This window comes from Streptococcus mitis, from assembly GCF_000722695.1.
Classification (GTDB): Bacteria; Bacillota; Bacilli; order Lactobacillales; family Streptococcaceae; genus Streptococcus; species Streptococcus mitis_O.
Map to the genome: position 1 here is coordinate 35,887 of NZ_JPFU01000016.1, position 19,221 is coordinate 55,107.

General features: G+C 37.6%; 19 protein-coding genes. 5 read left to right on the forward strand and 14 right to left on the reverse strand.

Annotated features, from left to right (window positions below):
• Positions 1 to 48 precede the first annotated feature (48 nt).
• The gene (locus tag SK629_RS10690) at positions 49 to 684 is read left to right on the forward strand and encodes a YigZ family protein (RefSeq protein ID WP_042901857.1); all 636 of its coding nucleotides are present in this window, start codon (positions 49 to 51) and stop codon (positions 682 to 684) included.
• Between the two features lie 281 nt (positions 685 to 965).
• The gene (cysK, locus tag SK629_RS10695; protein ID WP_042901858.1) at positions 966 to 1,892 is read left to right on the forward strand and encodes a cysteine synthase A; all 927 of its coding nucleotides are present in this window, start codon (positions 966 to 968) and stop codon (positions 1,890 to 1,892) included.
• Between the two features lie 285 nt (positions 1,893 to 2,177).
• On the opposite strand, the gene tsf is transcribed toward cysK, so the two are convergent.
• Positions 2,178 to 3,218, reverse strand: coding sequence for a translation elongation factor Ts (gene tsf / locus SK629_RS10700; RefSeq protein ID WP_033682512.1), 1,041 nt, complete (start codon positions 3,216 to 3,218; stop codon positions 2,178 to 2,180).
• A gap of 78 nt (positions 3,219 to 3,296) precedes the next feature.
• Positions 3,297 to 4,076 (reverse strand): 30S ribosomal protein S2, encoded by a 780-nt coding sequence (gene rpsB / locus SK629_RS10705; RefSeq protein ID WP_000268459.1) that lies wholly within the window; start codon positions 4,074 to 4,076, stop codon positions 3,297 to 3,299.
• Positions 4,077 to 4,358: 282 nt separating this feature from the next.
• On the opposite strand from rpsB, the gene SK629_RS10710 reads away from it, so the two are divergent.
• Positions 4,359 to 5,525: an IS30 family transposase gene (locus SK629_RS10710; RefSeq protein WP_042901859.1), complete on the forward strand. Its 1,167-nt coding sequence runs from the start codon at positions 4,359 to 4,361 to the stop codon at positions 5,523 to 5,525.
• 319 nt (positions 5,526 to 5,844) lie between these two features.
• Here the strand turns inward: SK629_RS10710 and pcsB are convergent, their stop codons facing one another.
• From pcsB to yfmF, 10 genes are all read right to left on the reverse strand, one after another.
• A complete protein-coding gene (gene pcsB / locus SK629_RS10715; protein WP_042901860.1) occupies positions 5,845 to 7,029 on the reverse strand; it encodes a peptidoglycan hydrolase PcsB in 1,185 nt (394 codons plus the stop codon).
• A gap of 93 nt (positions 7,030 to 7,122) precedes the next feature.
• A complete protein-coding gene (gene mreD, locus SK629_RS10720) occupies positions 7,123 to 7,617 on the reverse strand; it encodes a rod shape-determining protein MreD (protein WP_042901861.1) in 495 nt (164 codons plus the stop codon).
• Positions 7,617 to 8,435 carry a rod shape-determining protein MreC gene (mreC, locus tag SK629_RS10725; RefSeq protein ID WP_042901862.1) on the reverse strand — a complete coding sequence of 273 codons (819 nt, stop codon included), beginning with the start codon at positions 8,433 to 8,435 and terminating at the stop codon, positions 7,617 to 7,619. The genes mreD and mreC overlap by 1 nt, the downstream gene beginning before the upstream one ends.
• Before the next feature lie 58 nt (positions 8,436 to 8,493).
• On the reverse strand, positions 8,494 to 9,288 hold the full coding sequence (locus SK629_RS10730; RefSeq protein WP_042901863.1) for an energy-coupling factor transporter transmembrane component T family protein: 795 nt from the start codon (positions 9,286 to 9,288) through the stop codon (positions 8,494 to 8,496).
• Positions 9,281 to 10,120 (reverse strand): energy-coupling factor transporter ATPase, encoded by an 840-nt coding sequence (locus tag SK629_RS10735; RefSeq protein WP_042901864.1) that lies wholly within the window; start codon positions 10,118 to 10,120, stop codon positions 9,281 to 9,283. The genes SK629_RS10730 and SK629_RS10735 overlap by 8 nt, the downstream gene beginning before the upstream one ends.
• A complete protein-coding gene (locus SK629_RS10740) occupies positions 10,105 to 10,932 on the reverse strand; it encodes an energy-coupling factor ABC transporter ATP-binding protein (protein WP_042901865.1) in 828 nt (275 codons plus the stop codon). The genes SK629_RS10735 and SK629_RS10740 overlap by 16 nt, the downstream gene beginning before the upstream one ends.
• Positions 10,929 to 11,474: a CDP-diacylglycerol--glycerol-3-phosphate 3-phosphatidyltransferase gene (gene pgsA / locus SK629_RS10745; protein ID WP_042901866.1), complete on the reverse strand. Its 546-nt coding sequence runs from the start codon at positions 11,472 to 11,474 to the stop codon at positions 10,929 to 10,931. Before pgsA ends, SK629_RS10740 begins: the two co-directional genes overlap by 4 nt.
• Positions 11,475 to 11,484: 10 nt before the next feature.
• Positions 11,485 to 12,312 (reverse strand): cytoskeleton protein RodZ, encoded by an 828-nt coding sequence (rodZ, locus tag SK629_RS10750; RefSeq protein WP_042901867.1) that lies wholly within the window; start codon positions 12,310 to 12,312, stop codon positions 11,485 to 11,487.
• 41 nt (positions 12,313 to 12,353) lie between these two features.
• Positions 12,354 to 13,637, reverse strand: a complete 1,284-nt coding sequence (yfmH, locus tag SK629_RS10755) for an EF-P 5-aminopentanol modification-associated protein YfmH (protein ID WP_042901868.1) — start codon at positions 13,635 to 13,637, stop codon at positions 12,354 to 12,356.
• Positions 13,634 to 14,884: an EF-P 5-aminopentanol modification-associated protein YfmF gene (yfmF, locus tag SK629_RS10760; protein ID WP_042901869.1), complete on the reverse strand. Its 1,251-nt coding sequence runs from the start codon at positions 14,882 to 14,884 to the stop codon at positions 13,634 to 13,636. Before yfmF ends, yfmH begins: the two co-directional genes overlap by 4 nt.
• Before the next feature lie 158 nt (positions 14,885 to 15,042).
• On the opposite strand from yfmF, the gene yaaA reads away from it, so the two are divergent.
• A complete protein-coding gene (gene yaaA, locus SK629_RS10765; RefSeq protein WP_042901870.1) occupies positions 15,043 to 15,411 on the forward strand; it encodes a S4 domain-containing protein YaaA in 369 nt (122 codons plus the stop codon).
• A gap of 2 nt (positions 15,412 to 15,413) precedes the next feature.
• Positions 15,414 to 16,511 (forward strand): DNA replication/repair protein RecF, encoded by a 1,098-nt coding sequence (gene recF / locus SK629_RS10770; protein WP_042901871.1) that lies wholly within the window; start codon positions 15,414 to 15,416, stop codon positions 16,509 to 16,511.
• A 49-nt stretch (positions 16,512 to 16,560) separates the two neighbouring features.
• On the opposite strand, the gene guaB is transcribed toward recF, so the two are convergent.
• Together guaB and trpS are read right to left on the reverse strand one after the other, a co-directional pair.
• On the reverse strand, positions 16,561 to 18,039 hold the full coding sequence (gene guaB / locus SK629_RS10775) for an IMP dehydrogenase (protein WP_042901872.1): 1,479 nt from the start codon (positions 18,037 to 18,039) through the stop codon (positions 16,561 to 16,563).
• 151 nt (positions 18,040 to 18,190) lie between these two features.
• Positions 18,191 to 19,216 (reverse strand): tryptophan--tRNA ligase, encoded by a 1,026-nt coding sequence (gene trpS, locus SK629_RS10780; RefSeq protein ID WP_042901873.1) that lies wholly within the window; start codon positions 19,214 to 19,216, stop codon positions 18,191 to 18,193.
• Positions 19,217 to 19,221: the final 5 nt, after the last annotated feature.

A 19,221-nucleotide genomic window follows, 5' to 3' on the forward strand; every position in this document is an offset into this window, starting at 1 on the left:
ATTCGTAAAAACCTAGCGCTTTAGATAATTTTTTAGTACAATTAAATCATGGAATTTAGAACAATTAAAGAGGACGGACAAGTCCAAGAAGAAATCAAAAAATCCCGCTTTATCTGTCATGCCAAGCGTGTTTATAGCGAAGAAGAGGCTCGTGACTTCATTACTGCCATCAAAAAAGAACACTACAAAGCTACGCATAACTGCTCTGCATTTATTATTGGAGAACGTAGTGAGATTAAACGTACAAGTGATGATGGTGAGCCTAGTGGTACTGCTGGCGTTCCCATGCTTGGGGTACTAGAAAATCACAATCTCACTAATGTCTGTGTAGTCGTGACACGCTACTTTGGTGGCATTAAGCTAGGCGCTGGCGGATTGATTCGTGCATACGCCGGCAGTGTGGCCTTAGCTGTCAAAGAAATTGGCATCATTGAAATAAAGGAACAGGCTGGCATTGCTATTCAAATGTCTTACGCTCAATATCAAGAATACAGTAACTTCCTTAAAGAACATAATCTCATGGAGCTGGATACAAACTTTACAGATCAAGTCGATACGGTGATTTATGTTGACAAGGAAGAAAAAGAAAATATTAAAGCTGCACTTGTGGAGTTTTTTAATGGAAAAGTCACTTTAACTGATCAAGGTTTACGAGAAGTTGAAGTTCCTGTAAACTTAGTGTAAATAATGGATAATACAGCATTTTATTGACTTTATCACCTATACTTTAGCAAAATAAAAAGATATTTGCCAAGATCTACTATAAAATGAAGCAATTCAAAAAGAAAAATAATAGCGTTCTCCCTTACATCTATTTACTAAAATTAGATTATCAGAATCGCTTGAAAATTAATGGCTTAGACCTATGATATAAAAAAATCCTATCGCTTCGATAGGATTTCTATATTTTACAAATGGTATAGATAGCGTTATACTAGAGATATCTTATACAAAGAGGTATTCATATGTCTATTTATAACAACATTACTGAATTAATCGGTCAAACTCCGATTGTTAAACTCAACAACATCGTGCCAGAAGGTGCCGCGGATGTCTATGTAAAGCTTGAAGCATTTAACCCTGGTTCATCTGTAAAAGACCGTATTGCTCTTAGCATGATTGAAAAAGCTGAACAAGACGGTATTCTAAAACCGGGTGCTACTATTGTTGAAGCAACAAGTGGAAACACTGGTATTGGACTTTCATGGGTAGGTGCTGCTAAAGGGTATAAAGTTGTCATCGTTATGCCTGAAACTATGAGTGTGGAACGACGTAAGATTATCCAAGCCTATGGTGCTGAACTCGTCCTCACTCCTGGTAGCGAAGGAATGAAAGGTGCTATCGCAAAAGCCCAAGAAATCGCTGCTGAACGCGATGGTTTCCTTCCTCTTCAATTTGACAATCCAGCTAATCCAGAAGTACACGAAAGAACAACAGGAGCTGAAATACTAGCTGCTTTCGGTAAAAATGGATTAGACGCCTTTGTTGCTGGAGTTGGTACTGGTGGAACAATTTCTGGTGTTTCTCATGCACTCAAATCAGCAAATTCTAACATTCAAGTTTTTGCAGTAGAGGCAGATGAATCTGCTATTCTATCTGGTGAAAAACCTGGACCACACAAAATTCAAGGTATCTCAGCTGGATTTATTCCTGATACACTGGATACAAAGGCTTATGATGGTATCGTTCGTGTAACGTCAGACGATGCTCTAGCACTCGGCCGTGAAATTGGTGGAAAGGAAGGTTTCCTTGTAGGGATTTCTTCAGCTGCAGCTATCTATGGAGCCATCGAGGTTGCCAAAAAATTAGGTACAGGTAAGAAAGTCCTTGCTCTAGCACCAGATAACGGCGAACGTTATCTGTCTACAGCACTCTATGAATTTGAAGTGTAGTCTCCTAAATACATTTAGCCCTTATTATAGGGCTTTTTATTTATACCTTGAAAAATCGACTGCATAGAAAAGTCTTTAGGCAGATAAAGGCTTGTTTGGGGTACAAGAGATGTAATCTGAGAGGGAAGCGTCAAGTGAGAATTGACATAGGATTGGTACTTATGGCCAACAACCTCCTAAAATACAATAAGAGAACGACTCAAAATTAAAAAGCTAGAGTTCCGCAATTGGAAATCTCTAGCTTTTTTGTGGCTGAGAACTATTTTGTCCCAGGCTCTTCTATGATTAGTTATTCAAGGCTGCTGCCATTGTAGCTGCAACTTCAGCTTCAAAGTCGTTTGCAGCTTTCTCAATACCTTCACCAACTTCAAAGCGAGCGAACTCAACTACTGAAGCGTTAACTGATTCAAGGTATGCTTCAACTGTCTTGCTGTCATCCATGATGTAAACTTGTGCAAGAAGTGTGTAAGCTTGGTCAACTTTAGTGTTGTCAAGCATGAAGCGATCCATTTTACCTGGGATAATTTTGTCCCAGATTTTTTCTGGTTTGCCTTCTGCAGCCAATTCAGCTTTGATGTCAGCTTCAGCTTGGGCGATCACTTCATCAGTCAATTGTGCTTTTGATCCATACTTCAAGTGTGGAAGAGCTGGTTTGTTAACCATTGCACGGCTTTCGTTATCTTGGTCGATTACGTGGTTCAATTGTGCCAACTCATCTTTAACGAATTGCTCATCCAATTCTTTGTAAGAAAGAACTGTTGGTTTCATCGCTGCGATGTGCATTGACAATTGTTTAGCAAGAGCTTCGTCTCCACCTTCAACAACTGAAATAACACCGATACGTCCACCGTTATGTTGGTAAGCTCCAAAGTGTTGTGCATCTGTTTTTTCAATCAATGCAAAGCGACGGAATGAGATTTTTTCTCCGATAGTTGCTGTTGCAGATACGTATGCAGCTTCAAGAGTTTCACCTGAAGGCATTGTCAAAGCAAGCGCTTCTTCATTGTTAGCAGGTTTTCCTTCAGCAATAACTTTAGCTGTAGTATTTACCAATTCAACGAATTGAGCGTTTTTCGCAACGAAGTCAGTTTCAGCGTTTACTTCAATAACTGCTGCAACATTACCGTTAACATAAACACCAGTCAAACCTTCTGCAGCAACACGATCAGCTTTCTTAGCTGCCTTAGCCATACCTTTTTCACGAAGCAATTCAATCGCTTTTTCGATGTCACCGTCTGTTTCTACAAGCGCTTTTTTAGCGTCCATAACACCGGCACCAGATTTTTCACGCAACTCTTTTACAAGTTTAGCTGTAATTTCTGCCATTTTGATTCTCCTATATTTTTTAAAAATAGGAGAGCCGGGCTAAGCCCCGCCCTCCTAGGTAATTACTATTTATATGAATTAAGCGTTGTCGCCTTCTACAACTTCAACGATTTCTTCGATTGAATCTGCTTGAGCTTCTGAAGCTGCAAATTCTGCTTCAACTGCTGCTGCATCTTCACCTTGACGTCCTTCGATGATAGCGTCAGCCAATTTAGCTGTAATCAATTTAACAGCGCGGATAGCGTCATCGTTAGCTGGGATGATTACATCGATATCATCTGGATCAGTATTTGTATCAACCATCGCTACAACTGGGATTCCCAATTTTTTAGCTTCTTTAACAGCGATTTGCTCTTTATGTGGGTCAACTACGTACATAACATCTGGGATACGAGGCATATCTTCGATACCACCCAAGAATTTTTCAAGACGTGCACGTTGTTTGTTAAGAAGTGCAACTTCTTTCTTAGGAAGAACTTCGAAAGTTCCATCTTCTTCCATACGTTTGATTTCTTTCAAACGAGCAATACGTTTTTGGATTGTTCCCCAGTTTGTAAGAGTTCCACCCAACCAACGGTGGTTGATGAAGTATTGACCTGAACGTACTGCTTCTTCAGCAACTGCATCAGCTGCTTGTTTCTTAGTACCAACGAACAATACAACTGCATCGTTAGCTGCTGCATCACGCATGAAGTCGTATGCTTGGTCAGCGTATTTTACAGTTTGTTGCAAGTCGATAACGTGGATTCCGTTACGCTCTGTAAAGATGTACTTAGCCATCTTAGGGTTCCAGCGACGAGTTTGGTGACCAAAGTGTACACCAGCCTCAAGAAGTTGTTTCATTGAAATTACTGCCATGAGTATTTCTCCTTTTTGTTTTTTTCCTCTTCTTGACTTCAACTCGCAAAACGACCCAAGGGCAACTGCTTCACAATTCATCAAGAATGAGTATTATCGTTCACACGACATTTTTCATTCTACCATACTTTTCCAATATTTTCAAGCTATTTTAGTAGATTTTTAAAGTAGATAACTTCTCAAAGTAACTTCCACTTGCCTGACCAAAGTGGAAATTAGTCTAAAACGGATTTTTATGGTGGAATTAAGTGTGAGACGTTTGAGTTAGAAATGAGGCTCACTATGACAAAACATAAACACCTTACCCTTTCAGACCGTAATGATATCCAATTAGGCTTAGAGCACGGTGAAACCTTCAAAGCTATTGGACAGTCCATTCTAAAAGACCCGACCACTGTCTCCAAAGAAGTCAAACGAAACAGACAAGTCCGAGAGTCTACGTGTGATAACCTTCCCTGCCCTTTACTCGATAAGGCTCCCTTTGTCTGTAATGGATGCCCTAAAAGAAGACAAAATTGTGGCTATAAGAAGATTTTCTACCTTGCTAAACAAGCTCAAAAACAATACGAACAAACTCTTGGCGAGTCTCGTGAAGGAACTCCCCTCAATTCCAAGACCTTCTGGGACATGGACAAAGTCATTTCTGATGGGGTTAAAAAGGGACAACACATCTATCATATCCTCAAAACTCATAACCTTGATGTCAGCTCCTCAACTGTCTATCGACACATCCGAAAAGGATACCTATCTATCGCTCCTATTGATCTAGCCAGAGCCGTTAAATTCAAAGAAAGACGGAAAAGTAAGCTACCTTCCATCCCTAAAGAAGCTAAAAAAGGCCGTTCCTATGAGGATTTCCAAAACTATTTAGTCCTTAATCAACTAGACTCTTGGCTGGAAATGGACACAGTTATGGGCAGGATGGGAGGTAAAATCCTACTTACCTTCAACCTGTCTTTCTGTAACTTTATCTTCGCTAGACTTCTGGATAATAAAACTGCCCTTGAGGTTACCAAACACCTCTATGACATCAAAAACACTCTTCACCAAGCGGACAAAGATTTCTTCCAACTCTTCCCTGTCATTCTTACCGATAATGGTGGAGAGTTTGCCAGAGTTGATGATATCGAAATGGATGTGCGAGGAGAGAGTAAACTCTTCTTTTGTGACCCTAATCGCTCTGACCAGAAAGGGAGAATTGAGAAAAATCACACGCTGATTCGTGACATTCTACCTAAGGGAACTTCTTTTGACAACTTAACTCAAGAGGACATCAATCTCGTCTGCTCTCATGTCAACAGTGTCAAACGTGCTGCTTTGAATGGAAAGTCAGCCTATGAGCTCTTTGCCTTTACCTATGGAGAAGAGATTCCTAAGCTTCTAGGTATTTCTAAAATACCTGCAGAAGACGTCTGTCAGTCTTCTAAATTACTCCAACATAAAATCTAAAAACTAACCTTCAACCCCATTCAAACGTCTCACACTAACTTCCACCATAGCGGAACTTAATCTGAAACGCTTTCAGATGAGAGGATTTTGTGCGCTCTTTTTTCGATTCAGTTTGGTTAAAAAAGCAATAAAATCAAGCATGATTAAAACCAGTGGAACTTACCCTGACACGGATTTCCACTGGTTTTTAGGATTTTTATCAGACTAACTTCCACTTCTACTAGCGGTGGAAGTTAGTTTGGGAATTTACCGATTTTTAAAGTAGCTTCACTATACACAACACAAAAGAGACTCACATCGAGCCTCTTCGTTTCATTCATTAGTTTGGATAGATATATGTTACAAAACCTTCTGAAGTCGTAGTAGGATTGAACCATCCACGTTTATTTCCGATTGTACGGTTTCCACCATAGTTTGATTCAGAGACCTGGATACTTGTTGATGATGAAACCGCTGTAACCACGGCTACGTGTCCATATCCACCATCATTCCAACATGCAATAGCACCAACTTGAGGTGTAGATCCTGTACGGAATCCTGCTGCAGCTGCACTTGTAGCCCACTGTGCTCCATTACCCCAGTAGTCTCCAGCCCAAGGTGCCAATGTCTTAGCTCCCCATGTACACTCACCAGTTGGATAACTTGACGCATTTGTGCTATATGTTGGATGATGTTTCACTAGTGCAGGAGTGTAGCTTGAAGATGATTCAGAGACTGCTTGAACTTCTGCTGTAAAGGTTGTATTTCCAGAAGCAACAACTGTTTGTTCTTGACTTGCTTGTTTAGCTTTATAAGCAGCTTCTGCTTCTGCAGCTGCTTTAGCTTCTGCTTCCGCTGCAGCTTTTTTCTCAAGTAAACTTGCTTTTTCATCCTCTGCTGTAGCCTTTTCAGCAGCAAGATTCAATTCTGCAGCTTTCAATTCTGCTTGTTTTGTAGTTAATGTTTGAGCATCATCAGCTAATTTTTGTTGATTTGCAATAACTGTATTGATTGCATCATTATTTGCTACTTGTTTTTCAGAAATAGCTTTTTTATCTGCTTTCTGTTGTTCCAACATCTTATTGTTTGCAGATACGATTTCGCTCATTGCAGCAACACGTGAAATAGCTTCTGTAATTGATTTCGAGTTTACAATCGTATTTATGTAACTTGTTGCAGCTCCATTTGTTTGAGCACTACGAGCTTGTTTTTGCAACGAATCATTACGAGATACAATATTCTTAGAAAGTTCTGTAATTTCACCCTCAAGCTTTTTAGATTCAGCTTGTAGTCTATCATTTTCAGATTGCAAGTTTGATTGCTCTGTTTGAATAGCAGATACTTGCTCCTGAATTTGATCAACTTGTTTTTGAGCTTCTTGTTGTTGTGCTGTTAAATTACTAATTTTATTATCTTGAGCAGCAATTTTGTCATCAGTAGTTTCTGCATGCGCAGTTGTTAAAACAGCAACTTGAGAAACCATTACTGTACTTAGTAAAAGTGACGCTAAGATTTTTTTCTTCATATTACGTAGATACTCCTTCTATTTGAGACAATACTAGTATACCAAAAAAAGACATAATAAATATTACGCCTTTATTACATTTGTATTTCTTTCTCATAGATAGTATTTTTCAAAAATAAACTGAAAAACAATCATCCATATAAGATTTAAAGTCATTGATGGTACTAAACTATAGACTATGAACAAAGACATACTATCCACAGTTAGACCTACCACTATTGCAAGTATATATACCCCCATCTCAAATAGAAAAGTCATGACAATAATTGCCAACATTCTCGTCCAACGATTCAATAAAATAACACTATTAAATTTATGGAGAAATACCCCCAACAAGACGAATAACAAAGTCGCAATCCCTATCAAGTGGAAAAAGTAAATGTCATAGACCAAACCCACTAGAAAACAATAGGCTAAATAGAGATACTCTGATACTTCTATCGTCTCAAATAAGAGAAATAGAAAAAGAAAATGACTAGCCAACTGTACATGGGGGAAAAATGAGCCCAGAAGTTGACTAATATGGGCATCAATTAGAACAAAGAAAGGAAGCAATAAAAACACTCCAACCCGCTTCAACTGTCTCATTATGAATTCCCCACTAATTCTATCACATCCACATTATGAGTATCTGCACTCAATTTAACAGTCACTTCTCGTGTCAAATAGTCCGTACTATGCGTTGTAGCAACCACTTCACCAACTGGAATATCAGCAACATTAAAGTTTCCTAATCCACCCGTTGTCACCTTATCGCCTGCACTAATATCGCTATTACTATTTAATTGGCTAATTTTAAGAACCTCATTTTCCTTGTCATAGCCAACAATAATCCCATAAATTGTTGTAGAACCATGTTGAATTTTAACAGAAATCTTATCAGCATTTTCCGTATTTGTCAGAAGGTTAACCATAGTAGAGTTCTCCTCTACTTTTGAAACACTCCCAATCAAGCCACCATTTGCAATGGCTAACATGTTCTCAGAAACCCCTTTTGATTTGCCTGCATCCAGGATCAACTCCTGCTTCCAAGATACCGGAGAACGCATAATAACATCTGCTGCTAAAGTTTTTGTGGCTTGCAACTTGGACTTCATATCAAGCAATTGGCGCAATTGTTCATTTTCTGTCTTTAAACTTTCCGCCTCATTTGATTTAACTTCTAATTGGTAAATCTGTTTCTTCAAACTTTCATTTTCATTATATGTTCGTGTCAAATGAGCCAAATCTGATTTGACAGAATCAAACCACTGAAAAGGTTTTTGTACAACCCTATCAACCAATGAGATTCCATCTCCTAACTTTGTTACAATTGTGCTTGAATAAGTCGTCGCTAAGAGAGCTGACACAAGCAGAACGGTGACAAAAATAATAATGACATATTTTGATTTTTTAAAACGGTTCATATCCCTACCTTTATATCAAAAACTGTTACAGTAATTTTTTATCAATTCCTGAAAGCTACTAAGATTTTAAGAAAAATAAGCAACAACCAAGTACGAGAACAACAAGAATAGTCAGCGTATCCTTTCGAGTCCATTCCAATTGTCGGTATTGACTTCTGCCTTTTCCACCCTGATAACCACGCGCTTCCATGGCGATAGCCAAGGAATCTGCACGTTTTAAACTTGTCGCAAAAAGAGGAATCAAAATGGGAATCATAGCCTTCACCTTTTGGACAATACTTCCTTCACCAAAATCCACCCCACGCGCTTTCTGTGCATTCATAATCCGCGTCGTATCATCCATTAAGGTCGGAACAAAACGCAAACTCATAGATAGCATTAAACCAATTTCATGAACTGGAACTTTCACACGCTTTAAAGGCGCTAACAAAGCTTCGACAGCTGATGCCAAACTTAAGGGCATGGTCGTTAAGGTTAACAAAGTTGAAAAGAAAATAATCAATACAAAGCGACAAAAAATAATTCCAGCTTGTTGCAAAGCATAATCTGTAATTCTCACAAACGAAAACTCAAATAAAACATTCCCATTAGAAATGAAAAACAGTTGAAAAATGGTTGTGAAGGCAATCAAGAAAAACATAGACTTCAAGCCCTGAATAAAAAATGAAAGAGATACTCCTGACAAGGCAATAAATATCCCTGTCGCTATAAAAAGAATCAGATTCGTCAAGAGATTATTAGCCCAAAAAACGATTAAAATCAGTAGCATCATAGCAAGCAATTTGCTACGTGGATCCAATCGGTGAACAATCGAATCTCCTGGGATATAACGCCCCAAAATCATACTATCCATTTAGCGACTCCTTGAATTCCTCTATCTTAATCGGTAATCGTTTAAATGACACGCCTCTATCAGCCAATCGTTTACAAAAGGCTGTAATTTTAGGTACTCCCAACTGCACTTCTTCCATAAAGACAACATCTTGAAAGACATCACTCGGTTTACCACCCTTCACTAAACGTCCCTTTTCCATCACATAGACTTGATTTGCATATTCAGCCACATCATCCATCAAATGCGTTACCAAAACAATCGTCATCCCTGACTGGTGGAGTTTTTTGAACAAGGTCATCAACTCTTTTCTCCCTAGAGGATCTAGGCCTGCTGTGGGCTCATCTAAGACTAATATTGCTGGCTCCATGGCAAGTATGCCTGCAATGGCGACACGTCTCATTTGTCCACCTGACAGCTCAAACGGACTGCGATCAAAAAGTGATTCCTCAATTCCAACCAAAGCCAGTTTCTCACGCGCAATCTTCTCCGCATCTTCTTCAGAAACTCCAAAATTTTGCGGTCCAAAAGCAACGTCTTTCAAAACCGTTTCTTCAAAAATCTGATTTTCGGCAAACTGAAATACCAAGCCAACCTGTTTTCTAATTTGACGAATATCTTTATTTTTAGAAGTCGAGGTGATTAAAGTATCAAAAACTCGCACACTCCCTTGACTTGGTACCAATAAACCATTTAAGAGTTGTAAAATAGTTGATTTACCGCTACCTGTGTGGCCAATTAAAGCCGTATAAGAACCATCTTCAATCGTCAAAGAAACATCCAACAAAGCCGTTGAAGCTAAGGGAGTACCTTCTTGATATGTAAAACTCACATTTTCTAGAGCAATTCCCATAGCTTATCCTCTAGCTCACTTTCTGTCAAATAATTTTCAGGCAAATCATAGCCATTCTTGCTTAAAGAATTTTTTAATTGATTGGAAAAAGGAGCGTCTAATCCAATTTGATCTAAATCATTTCGAGAGAAAAGTTCCCTTGGACTACTAGTTGATTCAATTTCCCCTCTTTTCATGACCAATACGCGATCACTCATGGCAACTTCTTCCAAATCATGTGTAATGGAAATGACCGTCATATCATAGTCTTTTCGAATTCCTCTTACTGTCTCAATAAGTTCTCTACGACCCTCAGGATCTAACATACTCGTTGCTTCATCTAAGATTAAAATAGCTGGTCTTAGGGCTACAACACCTGCAATAGCAACACGTTGCTTTTGGCCACCTGATAGACGCGCTGGCTCTCTCTTTTTAAAGTCCAACATGCCAACTAAATCCAGAGCTTCTTCCACTCTCTTTTTCATTTCTTGACGAGAAAGACCCTGATTTTCCAAACCAAAGGCAACATCATCTTCAACAGTCGCTCCAACAAATTGATTGTCTGGATTTTGAAAAACCATACCAATTTGACGACGTATATTCCAAATATTTTCCTCAGTCAAACGTTGGCTATCTATTACAATCTCTCCAGATTCCGCTTCCAATAAGCCATCAATTAACCGGACAGTCGTTGATTTACCACTACCATTATGCCCTACAATCGAAAGCCATTCTCCACGTTTTACGTGAAACGTAATATCCTTCACATCGTAGTATTTCTGATTTTCTTTATAACGAAAAGAAAGATTTTTTACATCAATTATTGATTTCATTTCGAACCAAATGTCCCTTTAAATACATAGGCACTACCCTTGAAATAATCATAGCCAGAGTAGATAGTGAAAAACAAAGCTACATAAAGTAGAACTTGACCAAGCAAAGTCCAATGTAATAGCAAGAAAATAATGGCAAACATCTGACTGAAAGTTTTAATTTTTCCAGGCATTGCTGCTGCTAAAACTTTCCCACCAGTTTCAACCAATAAAAGCCTTAAACCTGTCACAGCCAACTCACGACAGATGATTACTGCAACAATCCAAGCTGGAGCCATCCCTAGCTCAATCAACATAATAAAAGCCGACATAACTAGTAGCTTATCCGCCATTGGATCTGCAAATTTACCAAAATTACTAACCACATTCCATTTACGAGCTAAATATCCATCTAAATAGTCTGTAATACTGGCAATAGCAAAGATAATAGCTGCCACTATATGACTCTCTATCGAATTTCCTATCGTTAAAATAGAGATAAAAATAGGTATAAAGAGAATTCGACCTATTGTTAAAAGATTTGGAATTTGTTCTTTTTTCATTCGTTTTTCCTTAATTTTTAGTAAAGGTTACAGTGATTTGTCCAGTCTGAGCTGTTAATTTCGATAAATCAACAGTCTGATTATCTACTGTTAAAGCGACACCTTTGACAACACCTAACGTAATCATTACAGGATTTTTAATTGAAACGGTTGTTTCCGCACTTTTATTATCCGGTGATAAAGTCACACCACCCTCAAGATCACTTTCTGAAACACTAACCCAACTTCTAGCATCTGACACTGATAATTGCAATTTTGCAGTTTCCTTACTTGTTTTATAAGCGATTTCTACATAATTTCCTTCACCTGACACACTTATAGCCGATTCTATACTAGAAGAACTACTAGATGAGCTGCTGCTTGAAGATGGAGTCACAGAACTAGTCGTACTTGTTGCTTGGACTACACTATAACTAGAGGCAGATAAACGCTCCGGTTGAGTCTGGAGATAATTCCAAACATAATAGGTCACAAAAATGACAATCGATAGTGCAAAGAGTACAAAATAAAATAAAGGTAAAAATGATGTCTTATTTTTCTTACTTGAACGTCTCCTACCTGTCAACTCGTCTTCATCAACATCTACTTCCTCATAAGTAATCATGCTCCTAGAATCGTAAGCATCCAAGATAATTCTCTCATCTAGCTCAACTGCCCAAGCATACTTTCGCAAAAAAGAACGAGTATAAAATGGACTAGGAAGTTGATCAAAATCATCAGCTTCCATTGCCTCCAACATATCCAACTGAATTTCTGTTTTTTTATGTAATTCTTCTAAAGTCAACCCTTGGTTGGTTCTAGCTAAACGTAAAACCTCACCAATTGTTTTTTTCCTCATACTTGTCATCCCTTCTTTCTAGTGTCTATTATGATAGGTTGCTACGATGGGAATATTGTAAAATCAACTATGTCACCATCATCTATTAAATGATGTCCAGCATCAAGGACATCCTCTAAAGTAATTTCCTGTAAAATCTTTGGCAAATCAAAAATTGTCTCACTACGTTCAAAAGCATCATATTGTGTTGCAATAAATTCAAGAGAGTTCATGCTACTGAAAAATTCTCCAAACATCTCTCTTTTTATAATATCTAAATGATCCTCTGTAATATCTAAATCCTTTGTGAAATTACGAATAGCCTTCCTAAACTGATGAGATAAAGCAACTGGCTCTTTTGTGTCCATTGTCAATATAACAAAATGAAAGCGACTTGTTACTTCAATTTCAAGAGATAAGGAAGCATCTATTTTACCTGATTCATATAACTTTTGAAAACGATCCGAAGTCCAACCAAACATCATTGCAAACAATAATTTTAATAAAATATGATGTCGATAGCAATCCGCCTCAGCAACTTCTCGCTTACCTCTAATCCCAATCGCTAGTTTGGGAGAAGATACTTCCATTCTCATACTGTCTGTTGGCTTCACATCTTGTAAAAGCAACTTTTCTCTTGCTACTTCCTGAACATCTGAATCTTTCCGTTCTTTTCTTTCACAATAGTCCTGTACTTGCTCCACATCAAAATTACCAACTAAAAACAGAGACATATTTACAGGTTTGTAAAACCTTGTAAAGTTTTCTTGCAAATTAGTTAGATTTATTTGGGAAATCGATTTCTCACTTCCAACTATATCAGTTGCTAAAGGTGTGCCAGGATACAAATTCGCTAAAGTCGAAAAGAACAAACACGAATCTGGATCATCTTGATACATTTCTCGTTCTTGCTGAATAATATCCTGCTCTCTCAGAATGGAATCTTCAGTAAAATGTGCCGATGTTACCAATTCATCAAGTAAATCTAAATTCTCTAAGAGATAATCCGTCGATGAAAAAAGATAGTTTGTTTTTGTAAAGCTTGTAAAGGCATTGCTATCTGCACCTAGACTCGTAAAAGCCGACATCAAATCGCTAGAATCTTCTCTCTCAAATAATTTATGTTCAAGAAAATGAGCAATTCCCGCAGGATATTGTTTTACATCTCCGTCAACTTCTGTGACAAGCATATCTACCGAACCAAACTGTACAGTTACACTACCGTAAACCTCTTTAAATTCCTTTTTAGGCAAAAGAGCAACTGTCAATCCATTTGACAAACGAGTTTGATAAATCATTTCTTTTACAGCTGGATAGTATTTTTCTTCAAAAACAACCTTTGTCATTCTATTCCTTCCATAAAGTAAATCGCTTGTAGTTTCACATTATTAGCTGCTCTACAAATAGCATCTTTGTCAACTTGCTCGAGTTTTGCAATCCAACCTTTAAAGTCTGCTGAAGATTTTCCAAGTAAGGCATTTTGATAAGCACGTTCAATCAATGAACCTTGATTATCTTGAGAAAGTAACAAAGATCGACGAATCATTTCCTTGGTCTGCTCTAGCTCAAGCTCTGTAAAATAACCTTTTTTTAAATCAAGCAGTTGATTATTCATCATTTTACGAGCCTGGTTCCGATTTTCTCGATCGATACCAGCATACATCCTCAAGAATCCACTAAACAAATCGAGCTGACTTGAAATAGTATAAGCCAATCCAGCATTTTCACGGACATTTGTAAATAGTTTAGAGTGAGCAAATCCACCAAGTAAACCATTCATTACAATCATGGGTAAATGTTGCTCATCACCATATTCAGAAGGGCAATGATAACCTAATTCCAAAATGGATTGTCCCACACTTTTCCGAACCATACCTTCCTGAAGGATATTGGAATAAGGTTGACAATACTGAACCTTCACATCTCCTTTTCGAGCTTTAAAGCCAAATGATTCTAATACATTTTGAATTTCAACCTCATTAAAATCACCTAGGAAAAAGAAATCTATTCGATCTTTGTCCAAAAATTCTTGGAAACAAGAATAAGAACTTTGTGGAGTTTCAGCTAAAATACGATTTCGTAAATCACTATATTCCAATTGGAGACATTCGTCATGAAAAAATAATTTATCTAATTCTTTATGTGCAAAATAAAAAGAATCATCCATATCAGCTGCTAAACTTGCTAGCAATTGTTTTTTCTCAATTTCAAATAAGGCCGAATCAAAGCCATTATCAACTACTACGGGTGAAAAAAGAGTTTCTTTTACTAGTTCCAAAACCTGTGAAGTTAACACATTTTTCCTACTTAAAAACTCATCACGAACATAAGTGAATGTCAATTCTACAATATGACTTCGCCCTCTTCTGAAACAATTGGTTGACATATCTGTACCGTATAGACTGGCCAAGTATCTTCTCAAATCTTGAGAAGTGGGATACATCTGGTTAGCTGTTTCTAGCATACTCGCACTCAACATGCGACCTGCAATCGTATCAAGAGATAATGGAGCTGTAAAACGCACGGTAATTTTGTTCGTTTTAAACTTCTTTGATTGGATAAAATGTGTTGAAATTCCATGCACTAACTCCATGATTTACCTCCTTATATACAGACTTCTATTATATCACGAAAACCTGAAATTTTCTTGTTCCCTGTAACAGTTTTGAAATAAAAATCGCTTACATTTCTCCCTGTTTCTATCACCATTTTTAGGAAAATATGGTATAATACCAAAGATTGAGGTGAATTATGGAATACAAATTATTTGAAGAATTTATTACCCTACAAGCACTGCTCAAAGAACTTGGAATTACACATAGCGGAGGAGCTATCAAATCCTTTCTCTCTGAACATTCTGTTTACTTTAATGGGGAGTTAGAAAGTCGTCGTGGTAAAAAACTTCGTATTGGTGATAAAGTTGACATCCCTGACATGAATATTGACATCTTGTTGACACAACCTACTTCTGAGGAGCAAGAGGAATACCAAGCTGATAAAGTTGAAAAAGAACGGATCGCTAAACTTGTAAAGGAGATGAATAAGGGAGTTAAAAAAGACAAATCGAAACCTACTTCAGCACCTAAAAACAAACAAGCTCCGCGATTCCCTGGTAGATAATCATGTGGCTACAAAACCTATCTCTCAAGACTTTTCGTAACTACAAAGAGACGAAAATAGAATTTAATCCTAAATTGAATGTCTTTTTAGGACGCAATGCACAAGGAAAAACAAATATGCTAGAGGCTATCTATTTTTTAGCCTTAACGCGTAGTCATCGAACTCGAACAGATAAAAATCTCATTCATTTTGATGAGGAACAACTTCATCTTTCAGGTCTTATTCAGAAAAAAACAGGATCCATTCCTCTCGAAATTGAACTAACACAAAAAGGACGTGTAACAAAAGTTAATCACTTAAAACAGGCACGACTTTCAGATTACGTAGGACACATGAATGTTGTCTTATTTGCTCCTGAAGATTTACAACTAATTAAAGGAGCACCTTCAGTTCGACGAAAATTTATTGATATGGAACTTGGACAAATTAAGCCAATCTATTTATCTGACTTAACCAATTATAACCACATCCTAAAACAAAGAAACACTTATCTAAAATCAGCTCAAAAAATAGATGAAACATTCCTTTCTGTGTTGGATGATCAACTAGTTGATTATGGATGTCGTGTAATGAATCACCGCTTAGATTTCATAAAAAAATTAGAATCATGTGGGCGTAAGAAACATTTTGAACTCTCTAATCAGATTGAAGAGTTGTCAATATCCTATCAACCTTCTGTCAATATAACTGACAAAGAAGACTTATCCGAATCTTTCAAATTTGCTTTAGAAAAAAGTAGGTCCAGAGATTTATTTAAAAAGAACACTGGTGTTGGTCCTCATCGGGATGACATTTCTTTTTGTATAAATAGAATGGATGCTAGTTTCGGAAGTCAAGGCCAACATCGTAGTCTCGTCCTCTCTATAAAATTAGCAGAAATCGAGCTAATGGAAAGTATTACTACAGAATCCCCGATATTACTGCTTGACGATGTTATGAGCGAACTTGACAACACTAGACAACTAAAATTATTAGAAACGATTTCTCATTCAATCCAAACCTTTATCACAACAACAAGCATAGATCATCTTCAAAATCTACCAGAAAATCTAAGTATTTTCACTATTCAAGATGGTAAAGTTATTGTAAATAAAACTTGACAATATTGTAAAAGAACTCCTATTTTCACGGGAGTTCTTTTTATTTCTTTTACATAGAATAATTTGGTGCCTCATTAGTAATTTGTACATCATGAGGATGACTTTCTTTCAAACCAGCACCAGACATTTCAATAAATTGAGCATTATCATGCAACTCTTTAAGGTTAGCTGCACCACAATAACCCATACCAGAGCGAATACCTCCAATCATTTGGAAGACAATATCAGCTGCCGCACCTTTATAAGCAACACGACCTTCAATTCCTTCTGGAACAAGTTTGTTTGCTTCATTGACAGAACCTTGGAAGTAACGATCGCTTGAACCTTTCTTCATAGCAGCGATTGATCCCATACCACGGTAAGTCTTAAACTTACGTCCTTGGAAAATTTCAGTTTCGCCTGGAGCTTCATCAGTTCCAGCAAACATTGATCCAAGCATAACTGCATTTCCACCTGCAGCAAGGGCTTTTACAATATCTCCAGAATACTTGATTCCACCGTCAGCAATGATCGTTTTTCCATATTCACGCGCAACAGTTGCAGCATCATAGATAGCTGTTACTTGTGGAACACCAACACCAGCAATCACACGAGTAGTACAGATAGAACCTGGGCCAATACCAACCTTTACAACATCTACACCTGCTTCGTAAAGGGCACGCGCTCCCTCAGCAGTAGCAATATTTCCAGCAATCAAAGTACGATCTGGAAAGTGAGCACGAATCTCAGCAATTTTACGCAAGACACCTGCAGAATGACCATGTGCAGTATCAATAACAATCGCATCCGCCCCTGCCTCAAAAAGTGCCTCTGCACGTTCAAAGGTATCTGAAGTAACACCTACTGCACCTGCAACTAGAAGACGACCAAACTCATCTTTAGCAGCATTTGGAAACTCAATAACTTTTTCAATATCTTTGATAGTAATCAAACCAGAAAGACGACCTTCTTCATCTACCAAAGGAAGTTTTTCAATACGGTGTTCTTGAAGAATACTCTCAGCTGTTGCAAGATCTGTACCCACAGGAGCAGTAACAAGATTTTCACTAGTCATATGATTTGAGATTGGTTGGTTATAGTCTGAAATAAAACGAAGATCTCGGTTTGTCAAAATACCAACTAATTTACGATTTTCAAGTGTTTCAACAACTGGAACACCACTGATACGGTAACGTCCCATAAGCTCATCTGCTTCAGCAATTGTATGTTCAGGCGTCAAGAAGAAGGGATCAATAATAACTCCATTTTCAGAACGTTTTACCTTACGAACCTCTTCTGCTTGTTGAGCAATTGACATGTTTTTATGGATAACTCCGAGACCGCCTGCACGAGCAATAGCAATGGCCATTTGACTCTCTGTAACTGTGTCCATGGCAGCGGTAATAATTGGGATATTTAAAGTCAAATTATCTGCCAATTTAGTTGTTAAATCTGCATCGTTAGGCAACACATGACTTTCAGCTGGAATAAGCAATACATCATCAAAGGTAAAACCTTTTTTCAAAAATTTAGTGTCCCAATTAGACATTCGAAGTTTCCTCTTTTCTTTCTTTTTGAGCTTGACTCTTTTTATATTGTATCTATCATACCATTCTATAAAAATTTGTCAAATGTTACAGGGGTAAATAAAAAACTATCTTTTCTTTCTGATAGAAATGATAGTTTCTTGTAAAATAAACTTAGTTAAAGTAATGAAGTCCCATTGCTCCTTTAACCTCAGATAGAGTTTGACCTGCAACGTCTCGCGCTCTTTCACTACCTTTTTGAAGCATATTATAAACTTCTCCCATATCTTTAGCAAATTCGATACGGCGCTCACGAATAGGACCAAGTTCACGTTCTAATATTTCAAGTAGATAACGTTTGGTCTTCACATCACCAAGACCACCTCGTTGATAATGTTCTTTCATGTCAGCAATTTCTTGAGCATCTTCTGGACGACCAAAAACATCTAGATAATGGAAAACCATATTTCCTTCAATTTTACCTGGATCCTCAACACGGATATGATCTGGATCTGTATACATACTCATTACTTTTTTACGCATAGTATCCGCATCATCAGCTAAATAAATACCGTTATTAAGTGATTTAGACATTTTAGCATTTCCATCTAAACCAGGCAAACGCCCTGCTCTCTCATTTTCTGGATAAATACCTTCTGGTTCCACCAAAACATCACAGTTATATGCATTGTTAAAAGAACGAACAATTTCACGAGTCTGCTCAATCATTGGTTTCTGATCTGTCCCAACAGGAACATAATTGGCCTTAAAGGCTGTGATGTCAGCTGCTTGTGCAATTGGATAAACCAAAAATCCTGTTGGAATGCTTTCTCCAAATCCTTTTTGAGCAATCTCTGTCTTGACAGTTGGATTTCGCTCCAGACGTGCTAATGAAACCAGATTCATATAGTACATAGATAGTTCAGCCAGCTCTGGAATCTGGCTTTGAATAAAGATAGTTGATTTATTCGGATCCAATCCAACTGCAAGGTAATCCAAAGCCACATTTCCGATAGACTCTACAATGGTTTGAGGATCTTTGGCGTGATCTGTCAAGGCTTGTTGGTCAGCCAAGAACACAAACATATCATACTTATCCTCTTTCTGTAATAATACTCGATTTTTGAGACTTCCAACATAATGTCCAATATGCAACTTCCCTGTTGGACGGTCTCCTGTTAAAATAATGGGTTTAGTCATTTTGT